The following is a 25,445-nucleotide window of genomic DNA, read 5'->3' on the forward strand; positions in this document are numbered from 1 at the left end:
TTCGATGGGACGCATGGCGGGCACGGCGCAACGCGCCTTTGCCCACCCTACGGCACCACCGCATCGTCGTGCTTACTCCGCGGTCCAGCCGCCGTCGATCGACAGGTTGGTGCCGGTGATCTGCGCGGCGTCGTCGCTGCACAGGAACAGCGCGAGCGCGGCGACCTGCTCGGAGGTGACGAACTCCTTGGTCGGCTGCGCATCGAGCAGCACGTCGTTGATGACCTGCTCGCGTGTCAGGTTGCGCGCCTTCATCGTGTCGGGGATCTGCTTCTCGACGAGCGGCGTCCAGACATAGCCCGGGCTGATGCAGTTGCAGGTGATCTTGTGGGTCGCGACTTCCAGCGCCACGGTCTTGGTGAGACCGGCGATGCCGTGCTTGGCCGAGACATAGGCCGACTTGAAGGGCGAGGCGACCAGCGAATGCGCGGACGCCGTGTTGATGATGCGGCCCCAGCCCTTCTTCTTCATGCCGGGAACGGCGGCACGGATGGCATGGAAGGCCGAGGACAGGTTGATCGCGATGATCTGGTCCCACTTCTCGACCGGAAACTCCTCGATCGGCGAGACGAACTGGATGCCGGCATTGTTGACGAGGATGTCGACCGAGCCGAACGTCTTCTCGCCGAGCGCGATCATGCCGGCGATCTCGGCGGGCTTGGTCATGTCGGCAGGCGAGTAGATCGCCTTGACCTTGAAGTCGGACTCGATCTTGGCGCGTTCCTTCTCGATGTCCTCCGGTGAGCCGAAGCCGTTGATGACGACATTGGCACCGGCGGCAGCGAAGGCGCGTGCATAGGCGAGCCCGATGCCGCTGGTCGACCCGGTCACGACGGCGTTCTTGCCTGACAGACTACCCATTCTATTCGCTCCTTTTTGCCGGGGGCGCGGTGACGTCCCCCGTGAGATCGTAGGTCACCATGGTCTCGCTGGACTGGGGCCGCTCGAGCCAGTCCCTGTGGCGCATCGACAGATGCACGTCGCGCACGCCAGCTTCCCAATGCTCGACCATGGCGACGTGCGAGAAGTCGTAATCCTTGGACGAGGATTCGTAGTTCTTGCTGCGGTAGATCAGATGCACCACGGTGACGGTGCTTTCGCGCGACACTTTCGCCAGGAATTCGACGGAAGGATCGTTCTTGAGATAGTCCGGCAATTTGCTGATCAGGTCGCGCACGGCCCGGCGCGCGTTGTGCAGCTGCTTGTTCTTGTCGGTGTTCATCCGCGTGCGGCTGGAATAGCGGATGTCCTTCTCGCGCTCGGCGGCTTCCAGCAGCGAGTTCGGCAGGTCGCCGCGCGCGGAGAACAAATCGACCTGGAAGATCAGCATGTCGCGTTCGACCTCGGCATCGAGCACGTAGTCGAGCGGGGTGTTGGAAGCGATGCCGCCGTCCCAGTAATGTTCGCCGTCGATGTTCACGGAGGGAAAGCCCGGCGGCAGCGCGCCGGAGGCCATGATGTGCTCGGGGCCGATGGTCTTGCCGAGCTTCTTGAACTCGTAATTGTCGAAATATTTGAAGTTGCCCGAGGTGACGCCGACTGCGCCGACCGACAGCCGTGTCTTCAGATCGTTGATGCGGTCGAAATCGACGAGACGCTCCAGCGTCTTCTTCAGCGGCGATGTGTCGTAATAGCTTTCCGCTTCGGGATGCCCCGGCGGCCAGAGCGGCGCCGGCGGAATGCGCGGCGTGAAGAAGCCGGGCACGCCGAAGGTCGCAATCAGCGCAGCACTGGTCGAATTGAACAACTCGCGGCTGTGGTCGCTCTTGCCGATCGGCTTCCACGGTACCGGCGCCGAGACCATCTCCCAGAACTCCTTGAGCCGCTTGACCCGCGTCTGGCCCTCATTGCCGGCGATGATGGCAGCGTTGACCGCGCCGATGGAGATGCCGGCCACCCATCCCGGCTCGAAGCCGTAGCCGCACAGCGCCTGATAGGCCCCGGCCTGGTAGGAGCCCAGCGCGCCGCCGCCCTGGAGAACCAGGACGCGTTGCGCATTCGTCGGGATTGTTGCGATTTCCGGACTATGATCGGCCATAAGGGAACAATAGCAAAAGGCGAGCTACCGTGGCGACACTCCGTCGCGGCGTCAATGCATCCCCGGATCAAGTCTGGCTTATCGGGACTCCGTCGAGGCCAGGATCATGGTCCAGAACACCTTGTATTTGGTGCCGGGAGCATAGCTCGCCGCGATGCCTAATTTTGTGACACCGCCCTTGAGCATGTTGGCGCGGTGAGGAGGCGAGTCGCGCCAGCCGGAGAACGCTTCCGCCAGCGTATGATAGCCGGCCGAGACGTTCTCGACCGCCACGGTCGCGGGATAACCGCCGGCGGCCAGACGCTTGGCCAGCGGCGCGCGGACGTCGTGGTCCATCTTGTTGGCCGCCGCCATCGCGCCCGACTGGGACTCGGCGAGCCGCATCAGGTCGGGATCGATCACGACGGTGCCCAGCCCGTTGTTCTGGCGGTATTGCGAGATCATCACCGCAGCCGCCTGCGCATCGAGCTTGGAACCCGGAACCGCCATGTCGGTGTACATGGATGGCTGCTGGACCGGTGCTTCGTTGCCGGCACAGCCGGCGAGCAGCAAAGTGATGAGAATTGCGGCCGCAGCGCGCATGAATCGAGGCCCCCAAAATGAGGGGCCGTTGTTGCATATCAACCGTGGCTGAAAGGTGAATTTTGAAGAAAATCAACGCAAGTCGTTCGGGGACGACGTGCATCAGCGAACCCGGAATGACGGGTGTTCAACCCGCAAATATCCGGTAGCGGCGGGGCTCCAATCCGATGGTGTCGCCGGCGCGAAGTTCCTTGTCGCGAGGGGCATCGATCTCGATGGTCTGGCCGCCCGAGAGCGCGACCTCGGCGCGCTGCACGGGGCCGAAATTGCGGACATGCCGGACCGCGCCCTCGAAGGCGCCGCTGCCGGGTGGGCCGACCAGCATGTCATGTCGCCGCACGAACAGCTTTGACGCGCCAGGCGCAATTCCGTCCGCTGTGAGCCGAAGCGGCCGGCCGTCGAGCCTGACAGCACCGCCCTCGACCTGGACCGGCAGCTCGATGGACTCACCGATGAAGCCATGGACAAACGCGCTCGCCGGGCTCTCGTAGACGTCGTCGGGCGTGCCGATCTGCTCGATCCTGCCCTTGTCCATCACCACGACGCGGTTCGCGACTTCCAGCGCCTCCTCCTGGTCATGGGTGACGAAGATCGAGGTGACGTTGATCTCGTGATGCAGCGCGCGCAGCCACTTTCGCAGCTCCTTGCGGACCTTGGCATCGAGCGCGCCGAAGGGCTCGTCGAGCAGCAGAATGCGCGGCTCGATCGCGAGCGCGCGGGCGAGCGCGATGCGCTGGCGCTGGCCGCCGGAGAGCTGGCTCGGATAGCGGTCGGCGAGCCAGTCGAGTTGCACGAGATCGAGCAGCTCCTTGACGCGCGCGCGGATCGCAGCCTCGTCCTTGCGGACCGCGCGCGGCTGCACGCGCAGGCCGAAGGCGACGTTCTCGAACACGCTCATGTGGCGGAACAGCGCATAGTGCTGGAACACGAAGCCAACATGCCGCTCGCGCGCGCCCTGCGCCAGCGCGTCCTCGCCATTGATGAAGACTTCGCCGGAATCGGGCCAGTCGAGCCCGGCGACGATCCGCAGCAGCGTGGTCTTGCCGGAGCCGGACGGACCGAGCAGCGCCACCAACTCGCCGCTGTCGACCTTGAGATCGACGCCGTCGAGGGCTTTGAAGCTGCCGAACGTCTTGACGAGATTCCTGACTTCAATGGTCACTTGGGTCTTGTCCTTCGTCCAGATGGCGTTCGAGAACGGTCTTCGCGATCAGCGTGATCAGCGCCAGCATTGCGAGCAGCGAGGCGATCGCGAAGGCGGCGACGAACTGGTACTCGTTGTAGAGAATCTCGACCAGGAGCGGCATCGTGTTGGTTTCGCCGCGGATGTGTCCGGAGACGACGGAGACCGCACCGAACTCGCCCATCGCACGCGCGTTGCAGAGCAGGACGCCGTAGAGCACACCCCATTTGATGTTGGGCAGGGTAACGCGGAAGAAGGTCTGCAGGCCGGAGGCTCCGAGCGAGATCGCGGCCTCCTCCTCCTGCGTGCCCTGCTCCTGCATCAGGGGGATCAGCGCGCGCGCCACGAACGGGAAGGTCACGAAGGTGGTGGCAAGCGCGATGCCGGGGACCGCGAACAGAATCTGGATGTCATGGTCCCGCAGCCAGGTGCCGAAATAACCCTGCGCGCCGAACAGCAGCACGAAGACGAGGCCCGAGATCACCGGGCTCACCGAGAACGGGAGGTCGATCAGCGTGATCAGGAACGTCTTGCCCGGGAAATCAAACTTGGCGATGGCCCAGGCGGCGACGAGGCCGAACACCAGATTGAGGCCGACGGAGATCGCGGCGACCAGCAGCGTCAGCCTGATCGCAGCCAGCGCCTCCGGCTCGGCGAGCGCGGCGAGATAGGCGGCGATTCCCTTCGAGAACGCATGCGCGAACACCACCACCAGCGGCAGCACGACGAAGATGGTGAGAAACGCGATCGCGAGCATGATGATGGCAATGCGCACGGCCTTCGGCTCGGTGCGAAGATTGTCCCGCGCGAGGGCTTCACGTGCACGGGTCTTCCCGTCGGACGAGGTGACCGGGCCGGAATGGGCGATCTGCATCGTCATGATCCGCCCTCAGCGCGCCGGAATCCGGCTCTGCGCCCAGCGCTGGAGCCGGTTGACGGCAAAGATGATCACGAACGACACGACCAGCATGACCACCGCGATCGCAGTCGCATCGGCATAACGGAACTCGGAGAGACGGATCACGATCAGGAGCGGCGCGATCTCGGAGACGTTGGGCAGATTGCCGGCGATGAAGATCACCGAGCCGTATTCGCCGACCGCGCGGGCGAAGGCGAGCGCGAGGCCGGTGAGCAGCGCCGGTGCGAGCGACGGCAGGATCACGCGGATGATGGTCTGCCAGCGGCTGGCGCCCAGGCTGCCCGCGGCCTCCTCGATCTCGGGGTCGAGATCCTGGAGCACCGGCTGCACCGTGCGCACCACGAAGGGAATACCGATGAAGATCATGGCGACGAAGATGCCGAGCGGCGTGAACGCAACCTTGAGACCGAGCGCGGCAAGCGGCGCGCCCAGCCAGCCCTTCTCGGCGAACAGCGCGGTCAGCGCCACGCCGGCCACCGCGGTCGGCAGCGCGAAGGGCACGTCGACGATGGCGTCGAACAGCCGGCGGCCCGGGAAACGGTAGCGCACCAGCGCCCAGACGATGATGCTGCCCATGACGAGATTGACGCAGGCCGCCGCAAAGGCGAGGCCGAACGAGACGCGGAGCGCGTTCAGGGTGCGGCGGCTGGAAAGGATGTTCCAGAACTGCTCGGGACTGAGCTCGAGCGATTTCAGGAACAGGCCGGCGAGCGGAATCAGGATGATCACGGACAGCCAGGTCAGCGTCAGTCCCATGGTGAGACCGAAGCCCGGCAATGTCCGGCGTCGTGCTGCAACTGCGCTCACCAGGCCCCCTGCAAAAGCCTCTTAAGACAGCGCCTGATCAGTTCTTGTAGATCTGATCAAAGACGCCGCCGTCGGCAAAATGTTCCCGCTGTGCCTTGGTCCAGCCGCCGAAAACGTCGTCGATCGTGAACAATTCGACCTTGGCGAAGGCATTTTCGTACTTCTTGGCGATTTCGGCATCGCGCGGACGGTAGAAGTTGCGCGCGGCGATCTCCTGCCCCTCCCTGGTGTACCAATATTGCAGATAGGCATCGGCGACGTTGCGATTGCCCTTTCTGTCGGCAACCTTGTCGACGATCGCGACCGGCGGCTCGGCGAGGATCGATTGTGGCGGCGCCACGATCTCGAACTTGTTCGTGCCGAACTCCTTCAGCGCAAGGAACGCCTCGTTCTCCCAGGCGAGCAGCACGTCGCCGACACCGCGCTCGACGAAGGTCACGGTGGCGCCGCGCGCGCCGGTATCCAGCACCGGGACCTGCTGGTAGAGCTTGCCGATGAAGTCCTTGGCCTTGTCGGCCGAGCCGAGCTTCTTCTGCGCAAAGCCCCAGGCCGCAAGATAATTCCAGCGTGCCCCGCCCGATGTCTTCGGGTTCGGCGTGATCACCGCGACGCCCGGCTTGATCAGATCGTCCCAGTCCTTGATGCCCTTGGGATTGCCCTTGCGCACCAGGAACACGATGGTCGAGGTATAGGGGGATGAATTCTGCGGCAGGCGCTTTTGCCAATCCGCCGCCACCAGGCCCTTGGCAGCGATGGCATCGATGTCATAGGCGAGCGCGAGCGTCACCACGTCGGCCTGCAATCCGTCGATCACCGCGCGCGCCTGCGAACCGCTACCGCCATGCGACTGCTTGATCTCGATGCTCTTGCCGGTCTCCTTCTGATAGGCATTCGCGAACGCCCTGTTGAACTCGCCATAGAGCTCACGCGTGGGATCGTACGACACGTTCAGCAAACTGATGTCAGCGGCGAGAGCCGAGCTTGCCCAGAGGAGTCCTGCAGCGAGCGGAACGATACGGCGCATCATGTCCATCTCCATTCACCTCGACGACATCGGCGTCATCGACGGCAGGCATAACTCGGGGCGAAACGCACTCAAGTCAACGGAACCGGATTTTCTTGTTCGCAGCGTGGCAGCGCGACCGTGCTACGAAACCTTCATCGTGTGAATGCCGCATTCTGTCTTGGCGCGGCCCCGCCATCGGCCGGCGCGCGCGTCCTCGCCCTCGGCCGTTCTGCTGGTGCAAGGCATACAGCCAACCGACAGAAATCCTGACGCAACCAGAGGGTGCCGCGGCAATTTGGCACGGCTGAAGATCGCCTCGATCTCCTCGGGCGAGACGTTGGCGAAGGGATTGAACTTCAGCCGCGCGCCATCGTCCTCGACGACCGGAATGTCGGCGCGCGCATTGCCCTGGAAGCGCTTGCGGCCGTTGAGCCAGGCATCGAACGGCTTCAGCGCACGCGCCAGCGGCTCGACCTTGCGGATGCGGCAGCAGGCATCGGGATCGGAGAACCAGAGGTCGCGGTCGGGATCGTCGCGCGACAGCGTCTCCTCGGCCGGCTTGATCGACCGGACATCCTTCAGACCCAGCATCGCGATCAGCGTATCGCGATGAGCCAGCGTCTCCTCGAACAGCCAGCCGGTGTCGAGAAAGATCACTGGAATCGCGGGATCGACGTCCGCCATGACCTTCAGCAGCGTCGCCGATTCCGTACCGAAGGACGATACCAGCGCGAGCTTGTCGCGCCCGACCGTCTTCAGCGCCGCAGCGATGACCTCCGCAGGCGAGGCATCGCGCAAAGCGCGATCGAGCTCGTCCGCCGAGGGCAACGCAGAAACCGTGGAAACCTGTGGCGCGATCGCGTTCACGTGCCAACACCTTCGGAATGGCGCAGCTGCATGCGCCGGTGCAGCGCCGTGATGCGGCCATCGCCGGTCGGCTGGTAGAACACCGAATAGCGCCTGGCCGTCTGCATGAAGGCTTCCGCGTCCGCCTGCTTCTTGACCTCGAAGGCGTCGAAGCCGGCGCGCAGCATGAACACGAACTGGTCGCGCAGCACCTGGCCGGTGGCGCGCAACTCGCCGCGGTAATTGTAACGTTCTCGCAGCAGCCGTGCCTGGCTGTAGGCACGCCCGTCGCGGAAGGTCGGGAACACCAGCGTGACGGCCGCGATCCTGCCGAGATACGGCACGAGCTCAGCGATGTCGCGATTGTTCGGCCAGATCACGCCGACCTTGCCGGCGCGCTGGAGCAAGCCCTCGGCCTCGCCGAGGAAACGCTCGGCCGGCACGAGAATGTCGCCGCGCTCGGGCAGCGGCGTATCGACGGCGAGCTTGACGAAGCCGTCGTCGACGATCTTTCCGCCGTTAACGAGTGGCATAGACGCGCTCCTTGAAGGGTTCGACGCCGAGGCGCTTCACCGTGTCCATGAACAGCTCCTCGGGCCGCTCACGCAGCGCCAGATAGGCTTCCACGATGTCCTCGACGACATCGGCGACCTCGTCGAACTTGACGCCCGGCCCGATCAGGGTCCCGAGCGCCGCGTTCTCGTCGGCGCGGCCGCCGATGGTGATCTGGTAGACTTCCTCGCCGTTCTTCTCGACGCCGAGAATGCCGATATGGCCGACATGGTGATGGCCGCAGGCATTGATGCAGCCGGAGATGTTGATGTGGAGCCGGCCGATCAGATTGGCGAGCTCGTGATTGGCGAAGCGCCGCGTCAGCTCCTGCGCGATCGGGATCGAGCGCGCATTCGCCAGCGAGCAATAATCGAGCCCGGGGCAGGCGATGATGTCGGTGATCAGATTGACGTTGGGCGTCGCAAGGCCAAGCTTGTCGAGCGCCTTCCACAGCGCCGGCAAGTCGCGCTTGGCGACGTGCGGCAGCGCCAGGTTCTGCTCATGGCCGACGCGGATTTCGCCGAAGGAATATTTGTCGGCGAGATCGGCCAGCGCGTCCATCTGCTCGGCCGTGGCATCGCCCGGAGGCCCGCCGGTCGGCTTCAGTGAGATCGTGACGATCGAATAGCCCTGCACCTTGTGCGGGGCCACCGAGTTCTTGCGCCACGCCTCGAAATCCGGATCGGCCGCGGCCTGGCGCAGCTCGTCGGGCATGTGCGGCAACTTCTCGTAGGCGGGATAGGTGAAGCGCGAGCGGATGTCCTCGATCACCTCGTCGTCGATCTGGAGCGAGGAGTTGCGGATGTGCTGCCACTCCTCCTCGACCTCGCGGGAGAACTTCTCGATGCCGAGCTCGTGCACCAGGATCTTGATACGCGCCTTGTAGATGTTGTCGCGGCGGCCGTACTGGTTGTAGACGCGTAAGATAGCCTCGATGTAGCTGAGGATGTCGCGGCCGTGCACGAAGTGCTTGATAGTCTTGGCGATGAACGGCGTGCGGCCGAGACCGCCGCCGACCAGCACCTCGAAGCCGGTCTCGCCCTTCTCGTTCCTGATCAGCCGCAGGCCGATATCGTGGATCTTGATCGCGGCGCGGTCATGGTCCGACGCGGTGATCGCGATCTTGAACTTGCGCGGCAGGAACGAGAATTCCGGATGCAGCGTGGTATGCTGGCGGATCAGCTCCGACCAGATGCGCGGGTCCTCGATCTCGCCGGGCGCGACGCCGGCCCACTGGTCCGAAGTGACGTTGCGCATGTTGTTGCCGGAAGTCTGCATCGCATGGATGCCGACCTTGGCGAGATCTTCGAGCGCGTCCGGCAGCTCGGCGAGCTTGATCCAGTTGAACTGGATGTTCTGCCGCGTGGTGAAATGGCCATAGCCGCGATCGTATTTGCGCGCGACATGGGCGAGCGCCCGCAGCTGGTTAGTCGCCAGCGTGCCGTAGGGGATCGCGACGCGGAACATGTAGGCGTGCAACTGCAGATAGACGCCGTTCTGAAGCCGCAGGATCTTGAACTCGTCCTCGGTGAGCTCGCCGGAGAGGCGCCGCTTCACCTGGTCGCGGAACTCCGAGACGCGCTCGTTGACGAGCGTGCGGTCGATTTCGTCGTAAGCATACATAAGTGCGTGCCTTAAACCTGGGCCGGCTGTCCGATGGTGACCCCGGTGCGGCGGATCTGTTCGCGCAGATTGCCGGGCAGGATCTTGCCGTCCTCGCCGATCTGCACCGGCGCGATATAGGGGCCGATCGCACCGACATCATCGGCGATGGACTCCGCAAGCAACGCCCTGGCCTCGTCGGAGTTGCGCACGATCGCGGCTTCCGACAGCTCCGCGGACCAGCCCTTGGCGGCGGTGCGGTAGACGACAATGCCGTCCCAGGTGCGGTTGGCGGTCACGACCGAGGGGCCGGCGATTTTGATCTTCTTCTGTTCAAGCGGGGAGGTCATTCGGCTGCATCCAGGAGGTCAGAGATGATTTGCTTCGGGGTTTTCTTGGAGGTTTGACGGCCAAGCGAGCCGGCATGCCGGACCACGTCGCCGATGATGAGGATGGCGGGACCACCTTGGATCCGCCGTACGAGCTCGGGCAGGTCGCGCAGCGTGCCGATCGCGCCCTGCGCATCGGGCCGCGTGACACGGGCGAACACGCCAACCGGCGTTTCCGGCGAGCGGCCGGCCGCGAACAGGCCGGCGCGCACGGCCGGCGCCGCCGTCATGCCCATGTAGACCACGACGGTCATCTTGGTGTCGGTCAGCGTCGACCAATCCACGTTCTCGGCATCGCGCGCCTTGTGCGCGGTAAGGAAGGTGATGCGGGTCGCCTCATGGCGGTAGGTAAGCGGCACCTCGAAATCGGCGGCGCCGCCGAGCCCCGCGGTGATGCCGGGGATGATAGAATAGCCGATGCCGGCGGCGCGCAGCGCTTCGACCTCTTCACCACCGCGGCCGAACACGAAGGGATCGCCGCCCTTCAGCCGCACCACACGCTGGCCGGCTTGCGCAGCTTCGATCATGCGCTTGTTGATGGCGTCCTGTCCGATGCCGGGCTTGCCGACGCGGCGGCCGACCGGCACGCGCGTGGTGTCGCGGCGGATGCGGTCGAGAATCTCGGGCGAGACCAGCTCGTCATGGAAGACGATGTCAGCATCCTGCAAGGCGCGCAACGCCTTGATGGTGAGAAGGTCAGGATCGCCGGGGCCGGCGCCGACCAGCGCGACCGAGCCTTCCGGCTTGTCGGCGCGCGCGAATTCAGAGGGATCGGAGATAGCCTTGAGCGATGCGTCCGCTTCGCCCCTGCGGCCAGCGAGCACGGCCGCGCCGATCGGACCGTCGATGACGCGCTCCCAGAAGCGGCGGCGCAGTGGAAACTCGGCGATGCGCTCGTTGATCGATTTGCGGAATCCGCCGATGAACTCGGCAAGCTCTCCGATGCGGGCCGGCAGTAGCGCCTCGATCTTCTCGCGCACGCGCCGCGCCACCACCGGCGAGGTGCCGCCGGTGCCGACCGCAACCACGACATCGCCGCGATCGACGATCGCCGGGAAGATGAAGCTGGAGTGCTCGAGATCGTCCATGACGTTGACGGGCAGGCCGAGCGCTTTCGCCCGCACGGACATCGCAACGCCGACGTCGCCGGCACCCGCGCAGACGATGGCGATGACACCTGAGAGATCGGCAGTGAGCGGATCGCCGCTCGCGAGTTCGACGCGCGCCGCGTCCCCGGAACTCAGGCCAAAATCCTGATTGCCGTCGATCGCATGCACGCGGAGGCGCGCGCCGGCAGCAGCGAGCACGCGCATCTTGGCGCGCAAAAGCTCGCCCGCGCCGATGAGGACCACCGGGCCGGCCTTGAGATCGAGAAACACCGGCAAGAACCGCATGCGCTACTCGCTTCCCCACAAACGGGGTTGACTGGAATTATTTTCTATATATGTCTCGTTTCGAGCGCGCAAAGAGAAAATTTTTTCTTCTCTTCCGCGCTGCAACTATAGAATTTTCGCCTCCAAACGCAAAGTGGCAGAGATGCATCTTCTTAAGGACGATTCCGCTGCTGTCGGAGTGAGCAGCCCGGCCCTCATCGAGCGCCTGGGCCAGCAAGAATTTTCTGCTGACCTTGCCCCGAGCATGGACCATCTCGACCAGCTCGAGGCGCAGAGCATCTACATCTTCCGTGAAGCCTTCGCCCGACTGAAGAAGATCGCCCTGCTGTGGTCGCTCGGCAAGGATTCCAACGTCATGATCTGGCTGGCGCGGAAGGCCTTCTTCGGCAAGATGCCGTTTCCCGCCCTTCACGTCGATACCGGCAAGAAGTTTCCGGAGATGTATCGCTTCCGCGATCATTACGGCAAGGAGTGGGATCTCGATTTGCGCGTCGAGCCCTGCCCGCCGATCGATGCCGTCGACCCGACGCTGCCGCCGGCCGCGCGCTCCGCTGCGCGCAAGACCGAAGGCCTCAAGATGGCGCTCGCCAAATACGGCTTCGACGGCCTGATCGCCGGCATCCGCCGCGACGAGGAGGCAACGCGCGCCAAGGAGCGCGTGTTCTCGCCGCGCGGCCTGGAGGGCTTTTGGGACGTGCGCGACCAGCCGCCGGAATTCTGGGATCATTTCAACGCGTCGCCGCCGCAAGGCGCGCATTTGCGCATTCATCCGATCCTGCATTGGACCGAGGCCGACATCTGGGCCTACACCAGGCGCGAGAACATTCCGATCATCCCGCTGTATCTCGCCAGGAACGGCAAGCGCTATCGCTCGCTGGGTGATCAGGACATCACCAACCCGGTCGCCTCGACAGCGTCCAGCATCGACGAAATCCTGATCGAGCTCGAACAGACAAAAGTGCCGGAGCGCGCCGGGCGCGCGCTCGACCACGAGACCGAGGACGCTTTCGAGCGCCTGCGCGTCGCCGGCTATCTCTGACCTCAAGGACGCGAGCGCCCGCATGAACATGATCGTCACCCCGGCTTCGTCCGCCACTCCGAACGGCACCACGCGTCCCCAGGTGCGCATCGTCATCGTCGGCCATGTCGACCACGGCAAGTCGACGCTGGTCGGCCGCCTCCTGCACGAGACCGGCAGCCTGCCTGAGGGCAAGCTCGAAATGCTGAAAGCGGTCAGCGCGCGGCGCGGCATGCCGTTCGAATGGTCGTTCCTGCTCGACGCGCTGCAGACCGAGCGCGACCAGGGCATCACCATCGACACCACGCAGATCCGCTTCCGCACCAATTCGCGCGACATCGTCCTGATCGACGCACCCGGCCACGCCGAGTTCCTGCGCAACATGATCACCGGCGCCTCGCAGGCCGACGGCGCGGTGCTGATCATCGACGCGCTCGAAGGCGTGCGTGACCAGACGAGGCGGCACGGCTATCTCCTGCACCTGCTCGGCGTGAAGCAGGTCGCTGTCGTCGTCAACAAGATGGACCGCGTCGATTTCTCTGCAGAGCGCTTCAACGCGATCAGCGATGAGATCTCCGCACATCTGAGCGGCCTCGGCGCGACGCCGACGGCGGTGATCCCGATTTCGGCGCGCGACGGCGACGGCGTCGCCGAGCGCACGGGTCGGATCGGTTGGTACAAGGGACCGACCGTGGTCGAGGCGCTCGACAGGCTCGAGCCGGCGCGGCCGCTGGAAACGCTGGCGCTGCGGCTGCCGGTGCAGGCGATCTACAAGTTCGACGACCGGCGCATTGTCGCCGGCCGCATCGAATCCGGCAGCCTGATCGCCGGCGACGAGATCGTGATCATGCCGGCCGGCAAGATCGCCAGGATCAAGACCGTCGAGAGCTGGCCGGCGACGCCGCTGGCGGGACGACAGGGCGCGGGCCGCTCGGTCGGCATCACGCTCGACCGCGAGCTGTTCATCGAGCGCGGCGACATCATCGCGCATGCAGGCAGCGCGCCGCGCGAAACGCGCCGGCTGCGCGCACGCATCTTCTGGCTGCACGACAAGCCGCTTGCCAAGGGTGACCAGATCCTGGTGCGCAGCGGTCCGAAGGAGAGCCGCGCCACCGTCGTCGCCATCGAGAAGGCGGTCGATCCCGGCGAGCTCTCGAGCACCGAGAACAAGGCGATCGCCCGCAACCATGTCGGCGAGATCGACATTTCGCTTTCGAATCCGATCGCCACCGATCCCTATACCGAGAACCCGCGCACCGGCCGTCTCGTGATCGAGGTCTCTGGACGCATCGCCGGCGGCGGCCTGGTGCTGTCCGTCGACGCCGGCCAGCGCGCCGTGCCGGTCGATATCGTGCCGGTGGAATCGGCGCTGCGCCCGGACGAGCGCTCGGCGCGCTACCGCCACAATGGTGCCGTGGTCTGGCTCACCGGCCTGCCGGCCTCCGGCAAGTCGACGCTCGCAAAGGCACTGGAGCGGCGGCTGTTCACCAATGGCGGCTCGCCGGTCCTGCTCGACGGCGACACGCTGCGCGCCGGGCTCAACAGCGATCTCGGCTTCTCGGCCGCCGATCGCAGCGAGAATATCCGCCGCCTCGCCGAGGTCGCGACGCATCTCGCCCGCAACGGCCATATCGCGATCGTCGCCGCGGTCTCGCCCGCGCGCGAGGACCGCGCCGCCGCGCGCCGCATCGCCGACACCGCGTTCCGCGAGATCCATGTCGCGACGCCGGCCGAGATCTGCGAGGAGCGCGATCCCAAGGGCCACTACAAGAAGGCTCGCGCCGGGGCGCTGGCTTCGTTCACCGGCATCGGCAACGACTACGAGAAGCCGGAGGCGGCGGAGCTTGTTATCGATACCTCGACGCGAACGGTCGCTGAGGCCGCCGACGAGATCGAGCGCATGCTGAAGACGACCGGCGTGCTATTCGACGAGGTCGTGGACCTCGCCGCGAATATTTGAGGGGTGCGTTCCGCTTAAGGAGCACACTCCGCGCCACATCAACGGTGTCGTCCTGGCGAAAGCCAGGACCCATACCGCGCGATCTCCCTATAGATAGGGCTCAACAGTAGTCCCGGACCACGAGTCTTCGCCAAACCACCTCCTGGGGTGATGGGTCCTGGCTTTCGCCAGGACGACGCCGGAAAGAGTGCCTGTACTTCCTTTGCTTTTGCGGGGCGTGGCCCGACCCCACCCCCCACCTTTCCTTGACATTTTGACAACCCCCTTGGGGTCTTCTCACCGCCCCGATTTTGGGGCTAATAGACCCCCGAAAGCCGCCCCGCGTGGGCGCATTTTGCTGCTGTCGGGTCAAAAGCAGCCAAAAACAGCCATTTCCAACAAGAAAGCCCATCATGAAACGCGTCGACGCCCACGGATTGAAGATCGCTCCCGTCCTGTTTGACTTCATCGCCAAGGAAGCGGCCCCGAAAACGGGGATCGCGCCGGATGCGTTCTGGGCCGGGCTTGCCGCCATCATCAAGGAACTGGGGCCGAAGAACCGGTCGCTGCTCGCATTCCGCGACACGCTGCAGGCCAAGATCGACGACTGGCACCGCGCCAACAAGGGCAAGGCGTTCGACCTCGACGCCTATACCGCCTTCCTGAAAGAGATCGGCTATCTCGTCCCGGAGCCGGCGACGCAGAAGGTCGAGACCGCCAATGTCGACGAGGAGATCGGCAAGATCTGCGGTCCGCAGCTTGTCGTCCCCCTCACCAATGCGCGCTACGCGCTGAACGCGGCGAACGCGCGCTGGGGCTCGCTCTATGACGCGTTCTACGGCACCGACGCGATTCCGCACGACGCTGCCGAGAGCGGCAAGGGCTACAACAAGGCGCGCGGCGACAAGGTGATCGCCAAGGCCAAGGCGTTTCTCGATGCCGCCGTCCCGCTCGCGACCGGCAGCCACACCGACGTCACCGCCTACAGCGTCGTCGCGGGCCAGCTTGCGGTGAAGCTGAAGAGCGGCAATGCCACCGCGCTGAAAAACGCGGCACAATTCGCCGGCTTCCAGGGCGATGCGGCGGCGCCGAGCGCGGTGCTGCTCGTCAACAACGGCCTGCACATCGAGGTCAAGATCGACCGCAGCAGCGCGATCGGCAAGGACGATCCGGCCGGCGTCGCAGACATGATCATGGAAGCGGCCGTCTCGACCATCCTCGACATGGAAGACTCGGTCGCGGCGGTCGATGCCGAAGACAAGGTGCTGGTCTACCGCAACACGCTCGGCCTGATGAACGGCACGCTCTCGGCCGATTTCGAGAAGGGCGGCAAGACGCTGACGCGCTCGCTCAACGCCGACCGCGGCTACAAGACGCCTGACGGCAAGGGCGAGTTCAAGCTGCACGGGCGCAGCCTGCTCCTGATGCGCAATTGCGGTCACCACATGTTCACCGACGCGGTGCTGGACGAGAAGGGCCAGGAGGTCCCCGAGGGCCTGCTCGATGCTGCCGTCTCCGGCCTGCTCGCGATCCACGACCTCAAGGGCAACTCCAAGGTCAAGAACAGCCGCACCGGCTCTGCCTATATCGTCAAGCCGAAGATGCACGGCCCCGACGAGGTGTCGCTCACCTGCGAGATCTTCGACCGCGTCGAGAAGATGCTGGGCCTGCCTGAGAACACGCTCAAGGTCGGCATCATGGACGAGGAGCGGCGCACCACCGTCAACCTCAAGGCCTGCATCCAGCGCGCCTCCAAGCGCATCATGTTCATCAACACCGGCTTCCTCGACCGCACCGGCGACGAGATCCACACCTCGATGGAAGCGGGCCCGATGATCCGCAAGAACGAGATGAAGGCGCAGGCCTGGATCAAGGCCTATGAGGACTGGAACGTCGACATGGGCCTGATCGATGGCCTGCCCGGCCACGCCCAGATCGGCAAGGGCATGTGGGCGGCACCGGACAAGATGGCGGACATGCTGGCACAGAAGCTCGCCCACCCGCAGGCCGGCGCCACCACCGCCTGGGTCCCCTCCCCGACCGCCGCGACGCTGCACGCGCTGCACTACCACCAGGTCAACGTCATCGCGCGCCAGCAGGAGCTCGCCAAGGGCGGACCGCGCGCGAAGCTCTCGGACATCCTCACCATCCCGGTGTCGAAGTCGAACTGGGCGCCGGATGACGTCAAGCAGGAGATCGACAACAATTGCCAGGGCATCCTCGGCTATGTCGTGCGCTGGATCGACCAGGGCGTCGGCTGCTCCAAGGTGCCCGACATCCACGATGTCGGCCTGATGGAAGACCGCGCCACCTTGCGCATCTCCAGTCAGCATCTCGCCAACTGGCTGCACCAGGGCGTGATCACCGAAGCGCAGGTGATGGAATCGCTGAAGCGCATGGCAGTCGTCGTCGACAAGCAGAACGCGGGCGATCCCGTCTACAAGCCGATGGCGCCCGCCTTTGACGGCGTCGCCTTCAAGGCGGCCTGCGATCTCATCTTCAAGGGCCGCGAGCAGCCGAACGGCTACACCGAGTACATCCTGACCGCGCGCCGCCGCGAGGCCAAGGCGACGGGCTGAGCGCCGATAGAGAACTTCAAAAGCCCCGGCTCACGCCGGGGCTTTTTTGTGGGCGAAACGCCGCGGCGGGTCGCGGAACGGCTGCGCCGGGGACCGCGTTGTCCGGCCATCAACCCACGGGAGACGGTCATGGACTGGAACCGGATCGAAGGAAACTGGAAGCAATTCAAGGGCTCGGCCAAGGAGAAATGGGCCAAGCTCACCGACGACGACCTCACGCTGATCGAGGGTCGCCGCGAGCAGCTCGAAGGCCGGCTCCAGGAACGCTACGGCAAGGCCAAGGACCAGGTTCGTCAGGACGTCGACGACTGGCTCAAAGGGCTGCATTGAGCGCAGCACCAACGAAGCCCCGGCTCAGGCCGGGGCTTCTTATTGGATATCCGTAAGTCCGCTAGAATACCGCCAGATACTTCAGCAGCGACACGATGCCGATGATGATGACAACCACGCGCGCGATCTGCTTGGCGCGGCCGTCCATCGGCAGCATGTTGATGAGATAGAGCACGAGAATGACGACGAGAAAGGTAACGAGTACGCCAACCAGCATTGCAGGACCCCCTTCGGGCAAATTGTGCCGCTGTTCTTAACGCGCTGCACTCTGGTCGGTTCCACTTCGGCAACCTGCTGCAATCTCTCGCAGAATCCGTCATTCTACGATCGGCTGAGCCACCTACGATTTCATTCTTCCGACGAGGTTGCGTCCGCCATCGCAGATCCGGACCTGCGTGCGCTCGCGGCGAGCTTGTCCGGAGACGACGGCCGATGGGGCGAGGATGCTTCGTTGCGATAACCCTACTCCTTCGCCACCACGGGGACCTGGCGGAATTTGGCGCGCACCGAGTCCGGCAGCGGCGAGAAATTCATCGCGACGCCACGACGGTCGTTGGCGTTGCGGCTGGCGACCACGAGGCCGCCGGCGCCGGCCACGATGTCGCCCTTGCGCAGGGTGGGATCATCCTCGACCTTGACTTGGGCAAGCCCAGCCGGATCCTTGCCGTTGCAGGTGCACCCCGCGACGATCTCGTTGCGATAGCGGAACGCGTTCGGCAGGTCGGAATAGGACTTCCCGTTCTCCGTCGTGGCGTCGTCGATATTGCTGCCGTAGACGAGCGAGGTTTCAGAGGCCGGGCAGAAGCTCTTGCAGGATTGCGCCTTGCTCCCGGCATCGGTGCCTTGCGCCGGGAAATAGCGGCCGTCACAGCCGCGCACGCAATAAGCCGTGCCGCCGCCATAGGAGGACCGCTGGCGTGGCGCTTCATAGCGCGGCAGGTCGTCATTCGGGAACGGCGTCCGGATCTCCGGCGGCGGCCGCATGCGAAAGCCGCCGAACAATGCCGAGAAGAAATCCTCCGCATGCGCCGGCGGTGCCGACGCCAGACCGGCGGAGACAACGATCAACATCGCCGTACCGCCAGCCAATTTGCCAACCAGGCGCCTGCTCATATGACCTCGCTCACTCTCAGTTCACGGCCGACGTCGTGATGTTCAACGCATGGCGGCCGGTGGGCAGCGTGCTCACGGCCGGGCGCTTTCGCGCGGGATCTGCGCCTTTGGCCATCAACGGGGCGTTCTTCGGCAGCACCACGACCTTGGCGCCGACATTGACCCGGTTGAACAGGTCGATGACGTCCTCGTTGGTCATGCGGATGCAGCCGGACGAGACGAACTTGCCGATCGTGGAGGGATCGTTGGTGCCATGGATGCGGTATTCGCTGGAGCCGAGATACATTGCACGCGCGCCGAGCGGATTGCCGGGGCCGCCGGCGACGAAGCGCGGCAGATAGGGCTGGCGCGCGATCATCGCGGTCGGCGGGTGCCAGTCCGGCCATTCCGCCTTGCGGCTCACGCTCTGCACGCCCGACCAGGTGAAGCCCTCGCGGCCGACGCCGACGCCGTAGCGGATCGCGCGGCCATTGCCGAGCACGTAGTAGAGATAGGTGTTGTTGGTGTCGATGACGATGGTACCGGCCGGCTCGCCCCTGTCGAAGCTGACGATCTGCTTGCGCAGCCGGTCGGGCAACTGGGCGTCCTCGTCGGCGGGCTGCGGCGCCTCGTTGACGTCGCCCTGGGAGTAACCCTGGGAGTAACCCTGGTCCTGCGGATAGGCCTGCGGCTGCATCGGAGCATAGCCTGAGGTTTGCGCGCTCGCGCCACCACAGGTTACCGCGAGGAAGGCAGTAGCGAGCGCGAACGCGGCGACAGAGCGCAGCGCAGAGCTGCGGCGGACTACAGAGAACTTCGTCATGTGCTGCCCCGTTGGACGTCTGCATCAGGGTGACGCAGCTGGTTCAAGCAACGCAGCGGTGCCGATTCGAGTTCCACCGCAGGCTGCGGCAGCTTGGTCACAGTCAAGAGAGCACAACTTCACGAAGCTGCGATGGAACTCGCGCTCCCTCCGCAACGTTATGGAATGGGCGCGCGGATCGCTAGCCTTCCATGCGGGAGATATGTTGTGCGCGTCCTTCCCAGCGAACGCCTGATTTCCGGAAACAGCGAAGGCGAGCCGCTCCCTGAGAGCCGTGGCGAGCTGCCGCCGGTGATCCGCCGCACCGAGTTCGTCGCTCTCGCACTCGCGGGCCTGCTGCTGATTGCGGTCGTCACCGTGCTCTATGTCGGAAGGGCGTTCTTCCTCCCCGTGGTGATGGCCTTCGTCACCGGCACCATGCTGTCGCCGGCGGCGAACTTCCTGGAGCGGTACAAGGTGCCGCGGGCGCTCGGTGCTGTCCTGATCGTGATCGCGGGGACGACAGTGGTTGCCTTTGTCGTCGCGCTGATCGCCTCGCCGGTGATGGAGTGGAGCACGCGCCTGCCGGAGCTAGGTGCGCAACTGAAGGACAAGTTGAACGTGTTCGACCGGCCGCTTTCGCTGTGGCGGGAAATGCAGGTCATGCTCGGCGGATCGGAAGGGTTGCCGAGTTTCCATATGCCCAAGGTCGAGTGGGTGCAACCGACGCTGGAGTTCCTCTCTCCGACCTTTGCCGAATTCCTGCTGTTCTTCGTCACCCTCATTCTGTTCATCGCGAGCTGGCGCGACCTGCGGCGAGCCATGATCATGACATTCAGCGATCGCGACGCGCGCCTGCGTACCCTTCGCATTCTCAACGAGATCGAGGTTCATCTCGGCAACTACCTCCTGACCGTCACCCTGATCAATGTGGGCGTCGGCATCGGCACCGGCCTCATCTGCGCGCTCACCGGCATGCCCAATCCGGCCGGGCTCGGCGCGCTGGCGGCAACGCTCAATTTCATCCCGATCATCGGGCCGGTCGCGATGTTCGTGGTGCTGGTCGTGGTAGGGCTGGTCGCCTTCCCGACCATCGGCGGCGGCCTCGTGGCCGCGCTCGCCTTCGGCGGGCTCACCTTCCTGGAAGGGCACTTCATCACGCCGACCATTATCGGCCGGCGACTGGCGCTGAATGCACTTGCGGTCCTGCTTGCGCTGGCCTTCTGGACCTGGATGTGGGGCCCCATGGGCGCGTTCCTATCATCACCGCTTCTGATCATGGCTCTGATTCTCAAGGAGCATCTGCTGCCAACGGACGCGCCGCATCTGCCGCAGGCCTGACTGGTTTCCGTGACGGAACTTCCCCGACGACGAAACGTTCTTCGGCTATCTCAGCCGTCAACAGTTTGGAGCTCCCGATGTCCACGCCCAATGCCGAAGCCGGGATGAAAGACTGGACCGACAAAGCCACCCGAGAACGCCTCGAGAAGGATGTAGCAGCCGTGAAAAGCGATATCGCCACCCTCACCGACCAGATCACCGACGCGCTCAATACTTTCGCCAACTCTACCGGCAAGCAGGCTCGCCGCGGCTATCGCCAGGCGCGCGAGAACGTGGATTCCGCGATGGACGACATGTCCGAGCGCGGCAGCGCGATGATGGAAGCTGCGCAAGACGCCTACGGCTCGATCGAGGAGACGCTGGAAGAGGCGATCACGCAGCGACCGCTCGCGACCGTCGGACTGGCGCTCGGCATCGGCTTCCTGATCGGCGTCGCCTGGCGCCGGTAAGGTTGCGGAACGGATGCTGAGACGGCGGCGCTGCCGCGCCGCCGATGTCAACTTGTGACGTTTCGGCTTGTGGGGGATTTGAGGAGCAAGGCCATGTTTCAGCGCATCATAGACGCGATCAGTGCATCCACCGGCACGACGGTTCGGCTGACCTCCCTTGCCGCAGGTGCGGCCTTCGCGCTGTTGGTGACGACGAGCTTCCTTTGTGCCGCCGCCTTCATCTCGGTCCTGGAGACATATGGCCCGGTGCAGGCTTGCCTTGCCGGCGCTGGCATCTTCTTCCTGCTGACCCTGGCGGCGGCAGGCTCCTATTGGGGCTACAAGCGCGAGGTGCAGAAGCGTGCCCAGATCGCGGCCGAGCGCGCCGCGAAGTCGGCCGCGCAGAGCATGCTTGCGGATCCGATGCTCCTCGCCACCGGGCTCCAGATCGTTCGCGCCATCGGCATGAAGCGGCTGTTGCCGATCCTGGCGATCGGCGGCGTCGCCCTCGGCATCCTGGCGAGCCGCGCCGGTGCGTCCGACGAAGTGTCGGCTGAACCCGCCGAATAGCGGTCAGCCGGTTAGGAAATTTCGTCGTGGATCCTGCGAGCGCGTCTATCCGCTGCGATCGACGCGACGCGGCGCAATTTTGCGCCAATCGGTGCAAACCGGCCCCATTCACGCAAACGCTACTCGGATAGGCAGGAGGTTGCCGGTAAAAGCATCATCCTGATTCCCAAAGCTATTTTACTCAATGAAAACGTCCGTCAAGGCGAACCTCGCCGCATTCCATCACGACGCTAGGCTGTATCTGACGCTCGGCATCGCCAACTGGTCGGTCTTCGTCGACCACATTCCGAACAACGTCGTCAACCTGCTGACGCTGCGCAACTTCGGCTTCAGCGGCGCGGCGGACCTGTTCGTGTTCGTCGTGGGTTATGGCGTCGCGATCATCCACGGCAGGATGACGCTGGAGCGCGGCTACCTGGTCGCGACAACGCGGATCTTTCGCCGCGTCTGGCGGCTCTACGCCGCCTATGTCGTGCTGTTTGTGATCTATATCGACGCCATCGCCTATGTCGCCTCGCAATCGATGGCGCCGGAGATCATCCATGAATACAACATCTCGGGGATTCTCGAGCACCCGCTGCGCATCCTGATTCGCGGTCTCGTGCTCCAGGAGGAGCCGCTGAACCTCGACCTTCTGCAGCTGATGATTCCTCTGATGGCCTTCTTTCCGTTCGCGCTGTGGGGTCTGCTGCGACGGCCGAACCTGACGCTTGCGGCATCGGTCGCGCTGTATCTTGCCGCACGCTGGTTCGAGTGGAATTTTCGGGTCTCTCCCGACCAGGAGTGGACCTTCAATCCGCTCTGCTGGCAGATGCTGATGGTGCTGGGCGGGTGGTTCGCCGTCACAGGCGCACCGGGACGGGCGCTGCGCGACCTTCCCTGGCTGCGGATACTCGCAGGGAGCTATCTCGTCTTCGCGATGGCGATCACCCTGTTGCGCCATTCGCCGCAACTGTCCGCCTATCTGCCAGGCCTGCTCCTCGAGAGCATCGCGCCGACCGACAAGGAAAACCTCGCGCCTTATCGCGTGGTTCACTTCCTCGCGCTCGCCTTGCTCGCGACCCATCTGATTCCGGCCGATCACCCCGGCCTGCGATTGAAGCCGCTTCAGGCGGTCATACGATGCGGCGAGGAATGGCTCGCCGTGTTCTGCGTCGGCGTGTTCCTGTCCTTTGCCGGCCATCTCATCCTGATCACCGGCCCCAATCTGGTGGCGATGCAGATCGTGGTGAGCATCATCGGCTTCGCCGCGATGACCGCCGTCGCCTACTACGTCGCCTGGTCGAAGCGGCAGGACATGCCTGCCGCCCTGAGGCAGCAGGCCTAAAGCATGATCCGGAAAAGTGCGCAGCGGTTTTCCGAAAAGATCATGCTTAAACAACAACCTGAAGCGCGATGACGATTCGTCCTAATCGCATCGCGCTTAGTCGCAAAATCGTGCGATTCTGCTAGGCCGAAGGCCATGGCTGCGCTATGCCGAAAGTCTGCGTGAGGAGACCGGGCGTGGCGAGGGGGAAAGGCGGGGGTGACGAGGCTGACAGCGCGCCCCGGCGCGGCCGGCCGAGGTCAATCGAGAGCAGCAACGCCATTCTCGAGAGCGCCTATGCGCTAATGGCCTCCACCGGCCTTGCCGCCACCACCATCGACGCGGTCGCGCGCCATTCCGGCGTCTCCAAGATGACGATCTACAAATGGTGGCCGTCCCGCGAGGCGCTTTTGATCGACGCCTTTCTCCACCACGCCGCACAGATGCTGCCGCTGCCGCCGGCGAGTTCCGGCAGCCCCGCGGCGCGCGCGCGCCGCCATGCCGCGGCCTATGCCGAAGCGCTCCAGGGCGAGTTCGGCAAGGTCCAGCTCGCCGTCATCTCCGAATGCATCTCGAAGACCGGCTCGGCGGAGCTGTTCTACGCGCGCTATCTGCAATTCCGCCGCGATGCGCTCGTCGAGATGATCGCCGCGGGCCAGCAGGATGGCAGCATTCTGGCTGAGGGGCTTCCTGAGGATCTCTACGATGCGATCTATGGCAGCCTGTTCTATCGCTACGTCTTCGGCATCACGCCGGTCACGCCGGCTTACGCGCGCAGCCTCGTCGATCTCGTGTTGCGGCCGAAGGGTTAGCTGCGCACGGGCCTGACCGGCGCCGAGATCTTGTCCGTGCGGTCGCGCTCGGTCATGTCGACCACCGTCTCCATCGGGGCGGTCAATTCATAGACGTAGGAGACGTCGGTGAAGAAGCGCTTGGCGGTGCCCCCTAGCGCCTCGGGCGCGACACGGTCGAGCAGGATCAGACCGAAATCGGAATCCGGCCGGCGCGTCGCCTCGCTGGTGTTGAACTCCTCCCAGCGGAAATGGAAGACCTCGTTGCCGTCCTCTCCCGTCACCGTCCAGTTGGCGGTGATGTGTGGATGCTTTCCAACCAGCGACAGGCCCTCGTCGGAATGCGAGGCAAGCTCGAAGAACAGCAGCGACAGGCTCTGCGCCGCGCGTGCGCTGACCGCGATATCAGGACCGGTGACGGCGATGCGGTCGGCATGCGGGATGGCTCGCGCCTCGAACAGGCCCTTCAGCTTGACGCCCTGCCACTGGCTCTCGCTCAGCAGCGAGACCACGTTGGACATGGCGTGGATGCGCCCGATCAGCAGCTCGCGCGCGTTGTCGATGTCCGAGCCGTGGCGCAAGGTGCGCGTCACGATCGACTGGATCACCGCCAGGATGTTCTTGACGCGGTGATTGAGCTCGTCGATGACCGCGGTCAGCCGGCGCTCGAACCCGATCCTGACCTGGATCTCCCGGCTGAGCCGCAGATTGTTGTAGGCGACATAGCCGAACAGGCCGCACACCATTGCCGTGATCGCGAAGCCGATCGCCGCGACGATGATGGCGGTCTGCTCGGCGCGACGCGCCGAGTTGGTTTTCGCATAATAACTGAGCTGCCAGTCGCGGCCACCGAAGCTCACCGTGCGCGTCGCCGACGGCGCCGGCCCGTCCGCCGCAACCCTGCGCGTCGAGACCACGCCCTGCTCGTTGGCGATCAGCTCGCCGCCTTCCTTGCGCGGATCCCTGAGCGCGACTGCGAACAACGACATGTCGTCGTTGGTCAGCATCAGCGTGGCGAGCTCGTAGGAGAATGTGACGAACCCGGCCGGCTCCGTTGCTCCCTCGGGAATGACGGGCGCAGCCACGATGATGCCGATCGCGCCGTTCCCGCGGATCAGCGGCACCGGGTCCGAGGCAACCGACCTCTTCTCGGCGCGCGCACGCGTCAGCATGGCGCTGCGAACGGGATCCTGATCGTAGCTGCGGCCGGGCAGCGTCTTGGTCTCGTTGCTGCGTGGCTCGAGGTCCATCAGCACGTCGATCGGCTGAGTGATCTCGGCCGGATTGATCGGCTTGTCGTCATAGGAACGGATCTGCGGATTTGGGAAGCCCGCGCCGGCGATGGCGGCCTGAGCCGCCGCGAGCTCGTTCGGCTTCAGCCGGGCGATCCAGCCGGCCACCACGAAATCGGTCTTGAAGGCGTAGATCGCCGAGCGCAGCGGCTCCAGCATGTTCGGCTTGATCACGGATGGCGCGCGGAACAGGCCTGAGGCGACACGCGCGAGCAGCTCCCGCTCGGTGAGGCGGTCTTGAACCAGGCTCGCATGAACGTCGATCGCGCGCGCGAGCGCGATCCGATCCAGCGCCAGCTCCTGGTCATGGACGCGATAGGCTGCAAGCCCGGAGAGCAAGACCCCGAGCAAAGCGATGAAGCCGATGATGAAACCCAGCCTGATCACGCGATTACTCAGGCGAAAGCAGGAGGTCGGCAACAAACACGGAGCATATGAACGCCGCTCGAACGGCCATCTGCCGAAACAGGGTGGACCCCAGTGGCGGAGATAATGGAGGAGGAGGCATCAGTACGCAACTTGGGTCGCCTGACAAGCTTAATCGGCCCGGCCGATGGAATGGCAGGGATGGATCTGCCCCGGGGCGCCGGAGGTAGTTAATCGCCGTGTCGGAAATTTGTTCCGCGCGGCTACGGCGCT

25 protein-coding genes are annotated in these 25,445 nt (G+C 64.7%); 9 read left to right on the forward strand and 16 right to left on the reverse strand.

Features of this window, described 5'->3' with window-relative positions; genetic code table 11:
* Nucleotides 1-72: 72 nt before the first annotated feature.
* The 12 genes from ACM42_RS21215 to cysG form a co-directional block, all read right to left on the reverse strand.
* Nucleotides 73-861, reverse strand: coding sequence for a 3-hydroxybutyrate dehydrogenase (locus ACM42_RS21215; protein ID WP_271529748.1), 789 nt, complete (start codon nucleotides 859-861; stop codon nucleotides 73-75).
* A 1-nt stretch (nucleotide 862) separates the two neighbouring features.
* Nucleotides 863-2,038, reverse strand: coding sequence for a patatin-like phospholipase family protein (locus ACM42_RS21220; RefSeq protein WP_271529749.1), 1,176 nt, complete (start codon nucleotides 2,036-2,038; stop codon nucleotides 863-865).
* A gap of 78 nt (nucleotides 2,039-2,116) precedes the next feature.
* On the reverse strand, nucleotides 2,117-2,620 hold the full coding sequence (locus ACM42_RS21225; RefSeq protein ID WP_271529750.1) for a CAP domain-containing protein: 504 nt from the start codon (nucleotides 2,618-2,620) through the stop codon (nucleotides 2,117-2,119).
* Nucleotides 2,621-2,747: 127 nt separating this feature from the next.
* Nucleotides 2,748-3,782: a sulfate/molybdate ABC transporter ATP-binding protein gene (locus ACM42_RS21230; RefSeq protein WP_271529751.1), complete on the reverse strand. Its 1,035-nt coding sequence runs from the start codon at nucleotides 3,780-3,782 to the stop codon at nucleotides 2,748-2,750.
* Nucleotides 3,772-4,683, reverse strand: a complete 912-nt coding sequence (cysW, locus tag ACM42_RS21235; RefSeq protein ID WP_271529752.1) for a sulfate ABC transporter permease subunit CysW — start codon at nucleotides 4,681-4,683, stop codon at nucleotides 3,772-3,774. Before cysW ends, ACM42_RS21230 begins: the two co-directional genes overlap by 11 nt.
* Before the next feature lie 9 nt (nucleotides 4,684-4,692).
* Nucleotides 4,693-5,529, reverse strand: a complete 837-nt coding sequence (cysT, locus tag ACM42_RS21240; protein WP_271529753.1) for a sulfate ABC transporter permease subunit CysT — start codon at nucleotides 5,527-5,529, stop codon at nucleotides 4,693-4,695.
* A 37-nt stretch (nucleotides 5,530-5,566) separates the two neighbouring features.
* On the reverse strand, nucleotides 5,567-6,568 hold the full coding sequence (locus tag ACM42_RS21245; protein WP_370115873.1) for a sulfate ABC transporter substrate-binding protein: 1,002 nt from the start codon (nucleotides 6,566-6,568) through the stop codon (nucleotides 5,567-5,569).
* A 108-nt stretch (nucleotides 6,569-6,676) separates the two neighbouring features.
* Nucleotides 6,677-7,402 carry a phosphoadenylyl-sulfate reductase gene (locus tag ACM42_RS21250; RefSeq protein WP_271529755.1) on the reverse strand — a complete coding sequence of 242 codons (726 nt, stop codon included), beginning with the start codon at nucleotides 7,400-7,402 and terminating at the stop codon, nucleotides 6,677-6,679.
* The gene (locus ACM42_RS21255) at nucleotides 7,399-7,914 is read right to left on the reverse strand and encodes a DUF934 domain-containing protein (protein ID WP_271529756.1); all 516 of its coding nucleotides are present in this window, start codon (nucleotides 7,912-7,914) and stop codon (nucleotides 7,399-7,401) included. The genes ACM42_RS21250 and ACM42_RS21255 overlap by 4 nt, the downstream gene beginning before the upstream one ends.
* Nucleotides 7,901-9,556, reverse strand: coding sequence for a nitrite/sulfite reductase (locus tag ACM42_RS21260; RefSeq protein WP_271529758.1), 1,656 nt, complete (start codon nucleotides 9,554-9,556; stop codon nucleotides 7,901-7,903). Before ACM42_RS21260 ends, ACM42_RS21255 begins: the two co-directional genes overlap by 14 nt.
* An 11-nt stretch (nucleotides 9,557-9,567) precedes the next feature.
* Nucleotides 9,568-9,885, reverse strand: a complete 318-nt coding sequence (locus tag ACM42_RS21265) for a DUF2849 domain-containing protein (protein WP_028178414.1) — start codon at nucleotides 9,883-9,885, stop codon at nucleotides 9,568-9,570.
* Complete coding sequence (gene cysG / locus ACM42_RS21270; protein WP_271529760.1) at nucleotides 9,882-11,318, reverse strand: siroheme synthase CysG; 1,437 nt, start codon at nucleotides 11,316-11,318, stop codon at nucleotides 9,882-9,884. The genes ACM42_RS21265 and cysG overlap by 4 nt, the downstream gene beginning before the upstream one ends.
* 244 nt (nucleotides 11,319-11,562) lie before the next feature.
* On the opposite strand from cysG, the gene cysD reads away from it, so the two are divergent.
* The 4 genes from cysD (at nucleotide 11,563) to ACM42_RS21290 (ending at nucleotide 17,184) form a co-directional block, all read left to right on the forward strand.
* A complete protein-coding gene (cysD, locus tag ACM42_RS21275; protein ID WP_271529761.1) occupies nucleotides 11,563-12,357 on the forward strand; it encodes a sulfate adenylyltransferase subunit CysD in 795 nt (264 codons plus the stop codon).
* Between the two features lie 22 nt (nucleotides 12,358-12,379).
* Nucleotides 12,380-14,296 carry an adenylyl-sulfate kinase gene (gene cysC / locus ACM42_RS21280; RefSeq protein WP_271529762.1) on the forward strand — a complete coding sequence of 639 codons (1,917 nt, stop codon included), beginning with the start codon at nucleotides 12,380-12,382 and terminating at the stop codon, nucleotides 14,294-14,296.
* 392 nt (nucleotides 14,297-14,688) lie between these two features.
* Entirely contained in the window at nucleotides 14,689-16,854 is a 2,166-nt protein-coding gene (locus ACM42_RS21285) for a malate synthase G (protein WP_271529763.1), read from the forward strand.
* A gap of 129 nt (nucleotides 16,855-16,983) precedes the next feature.
* Nucleotides 16,984-17,184 (forward strand): CsbD family protein, encoded by a 201-nt coding sequence (locus tag ACM42_RS21290; protein ID WP_028178419.1) that lies wholly within the window; start codon nucleotides 16,984-16,986, stop codon nucleotides 17,182-17,184.
* 61 nt (nucleotides 17,185-17,245) lie between these two features.
* Here the strand turns inward: ACM42_RS21290 and ACM42_RS21295 are convergent, their stop codons facing one another.
* The 3 genes from ACM42_RS21295 to ACM42_RS21305 form a co-directional block, all read right to left on the reverse strand.
* The gene (locus ACM42_RS21295; protein WP_007599832.1) at nucleotides 17,246-17,401 is read right to left on the reverse strand and encodes a Thivi_2564 family membrane protein; all 156 of its coding nucleotides are present in this window, start codon (nucleotides 17,399-17,401) and stop codon (nucleotides 17,246-17,248) included.
* Nucleotides 17,402-17,646: 245 nt separating this feature from the next.
* Nucleotides 17,647-18,297 carry a DUF2865 domain-containing protein gene (locus ACM42_RS21300; RefSeq protein WP_271529765.1) on the reverse strand — a complete coding sequence of 217 codons (651 nt, stop codon included), beginning with the start codon at nucleotides 18,295-18,297 and terminating at the stop codon, nucleotides 17,647-17,649.
* A gap of 16 nt (nucleotides 18,298-18,313) precedes the next feature.
* Complete coding sequence (locus ACM42_RS21305; RefSeq protein ID WP_271529766.1) at nucleotides 18,314-19,099, reverse strand: L,D-transpeptidase; 786 nt, start codon at nucleotides 19,097-19,099, stop codon at nucleotides 18,314-18,316.
* 207 nt (nucleotides 19,100-19,306) lie between these two features.
* Here ACM42_RS21305 and ACM42_RS21310 point away from each other — a divergent pair, with 207 nt between their 5' ends.
* From ACM42_RS21310 to ACM42_RS21330, 5 genes are all read left to right on the forward strand, one after another.
* Nucleotides 19,307-20,419, forward strand: a complete 1,113-nt coding sequence (locus ACM42_RS21310) for an AI-2E family transporter (protein ID WP_271529767.1) — start codon at nucleotides 19,307-19,309, stop codon at nucleotides 20,417-20,419.
* 77 nt (nucleotides 20,420-20,496) lie between these two features.
* The gene (locus ACM42_RS21315) at nucleotides 20,497-20,868 is read left to right on the forward strand and encodes a DUF883 family protein (RefSeq protein WP_271529768.1); all 372 of its coding nucleotides are present in this window, start codon (nucleotides 20,497-20,499) and stop codon (nucleotides 20,866-20,868) included.
* Nucleotides 20,869-20,961: 93 nt separating this feature from the next.
* The gene (locus ACM42_RS21320; RefSeq protein ID WP_271529769.1) at nucleotides 20,962-21,417 is read left to right on the forward strand and encodes a hypothetical protein; all 456 of its coding nucleotides are present in this window, start codon (nucleotides 20,962-20,964) and stop codon (nucleotides 21,415-21,417) included.
* A gap of 184 nt (nucleotides 21,418-21,601) precedes the next feature.
* Nucleotides 21,602-22,744: an OpgC domain-containing protein gene (locus ACM42_RS21325; protein ID WP_271529770.1), complete on the forward strand. Its 1,143-nt coding sequence runs from the start codon at nucleotides 21,602-21,604 to the stop codon at nucleotides 22,742-22,744.
* A 146-nt stretch (nucleotides 22,745-22,890) separates the two neighbouring features.
* Nucleotides 22,891-23,535, forward strand: a complete 645-nt coding sequence (locus tag ACM42_RS21330; protein WP_271529771.1) for a TetR/AcrR family transcriptional regulator — start codon at nucleotides 22,891-22,893, stop codon at nucleotides 23,533-23,535.
* On the opposite strand, the gene ACM42_RS21335 is transcribed toward ACM42_RS21330, so the two are convergent.
* Complete coding sequence (locus ACM42_RS21335; RefSeq protein WP_271529772.1) at nucleotides 23,532-25,193, reverse strand: CHASE domain-containing protein; 1,662 nt, start codon at nucleotides 25,191-25,193, stop codon at nucleotides 23,532-23,534. The genes ACM42_RS21330 and ACM42_RS21335 overlap by 4 nt on opposite strands.
* Nucleotides 25,194-25,445: the final 252 nt, after the last annotated feature.

Origin of the sequence: Bradyrhizobium sp. CCBAU 25338 (assembly GCF_028128965.1) — a bacterium.
GTDB classification, from domain to species: Bacteria; Pseudomonadota; Alphaproteobacteria; order Rhizobiales; family Xanthobacteraceae; genus Bradyrhizobium; species Bradyrhizobium liaoningense.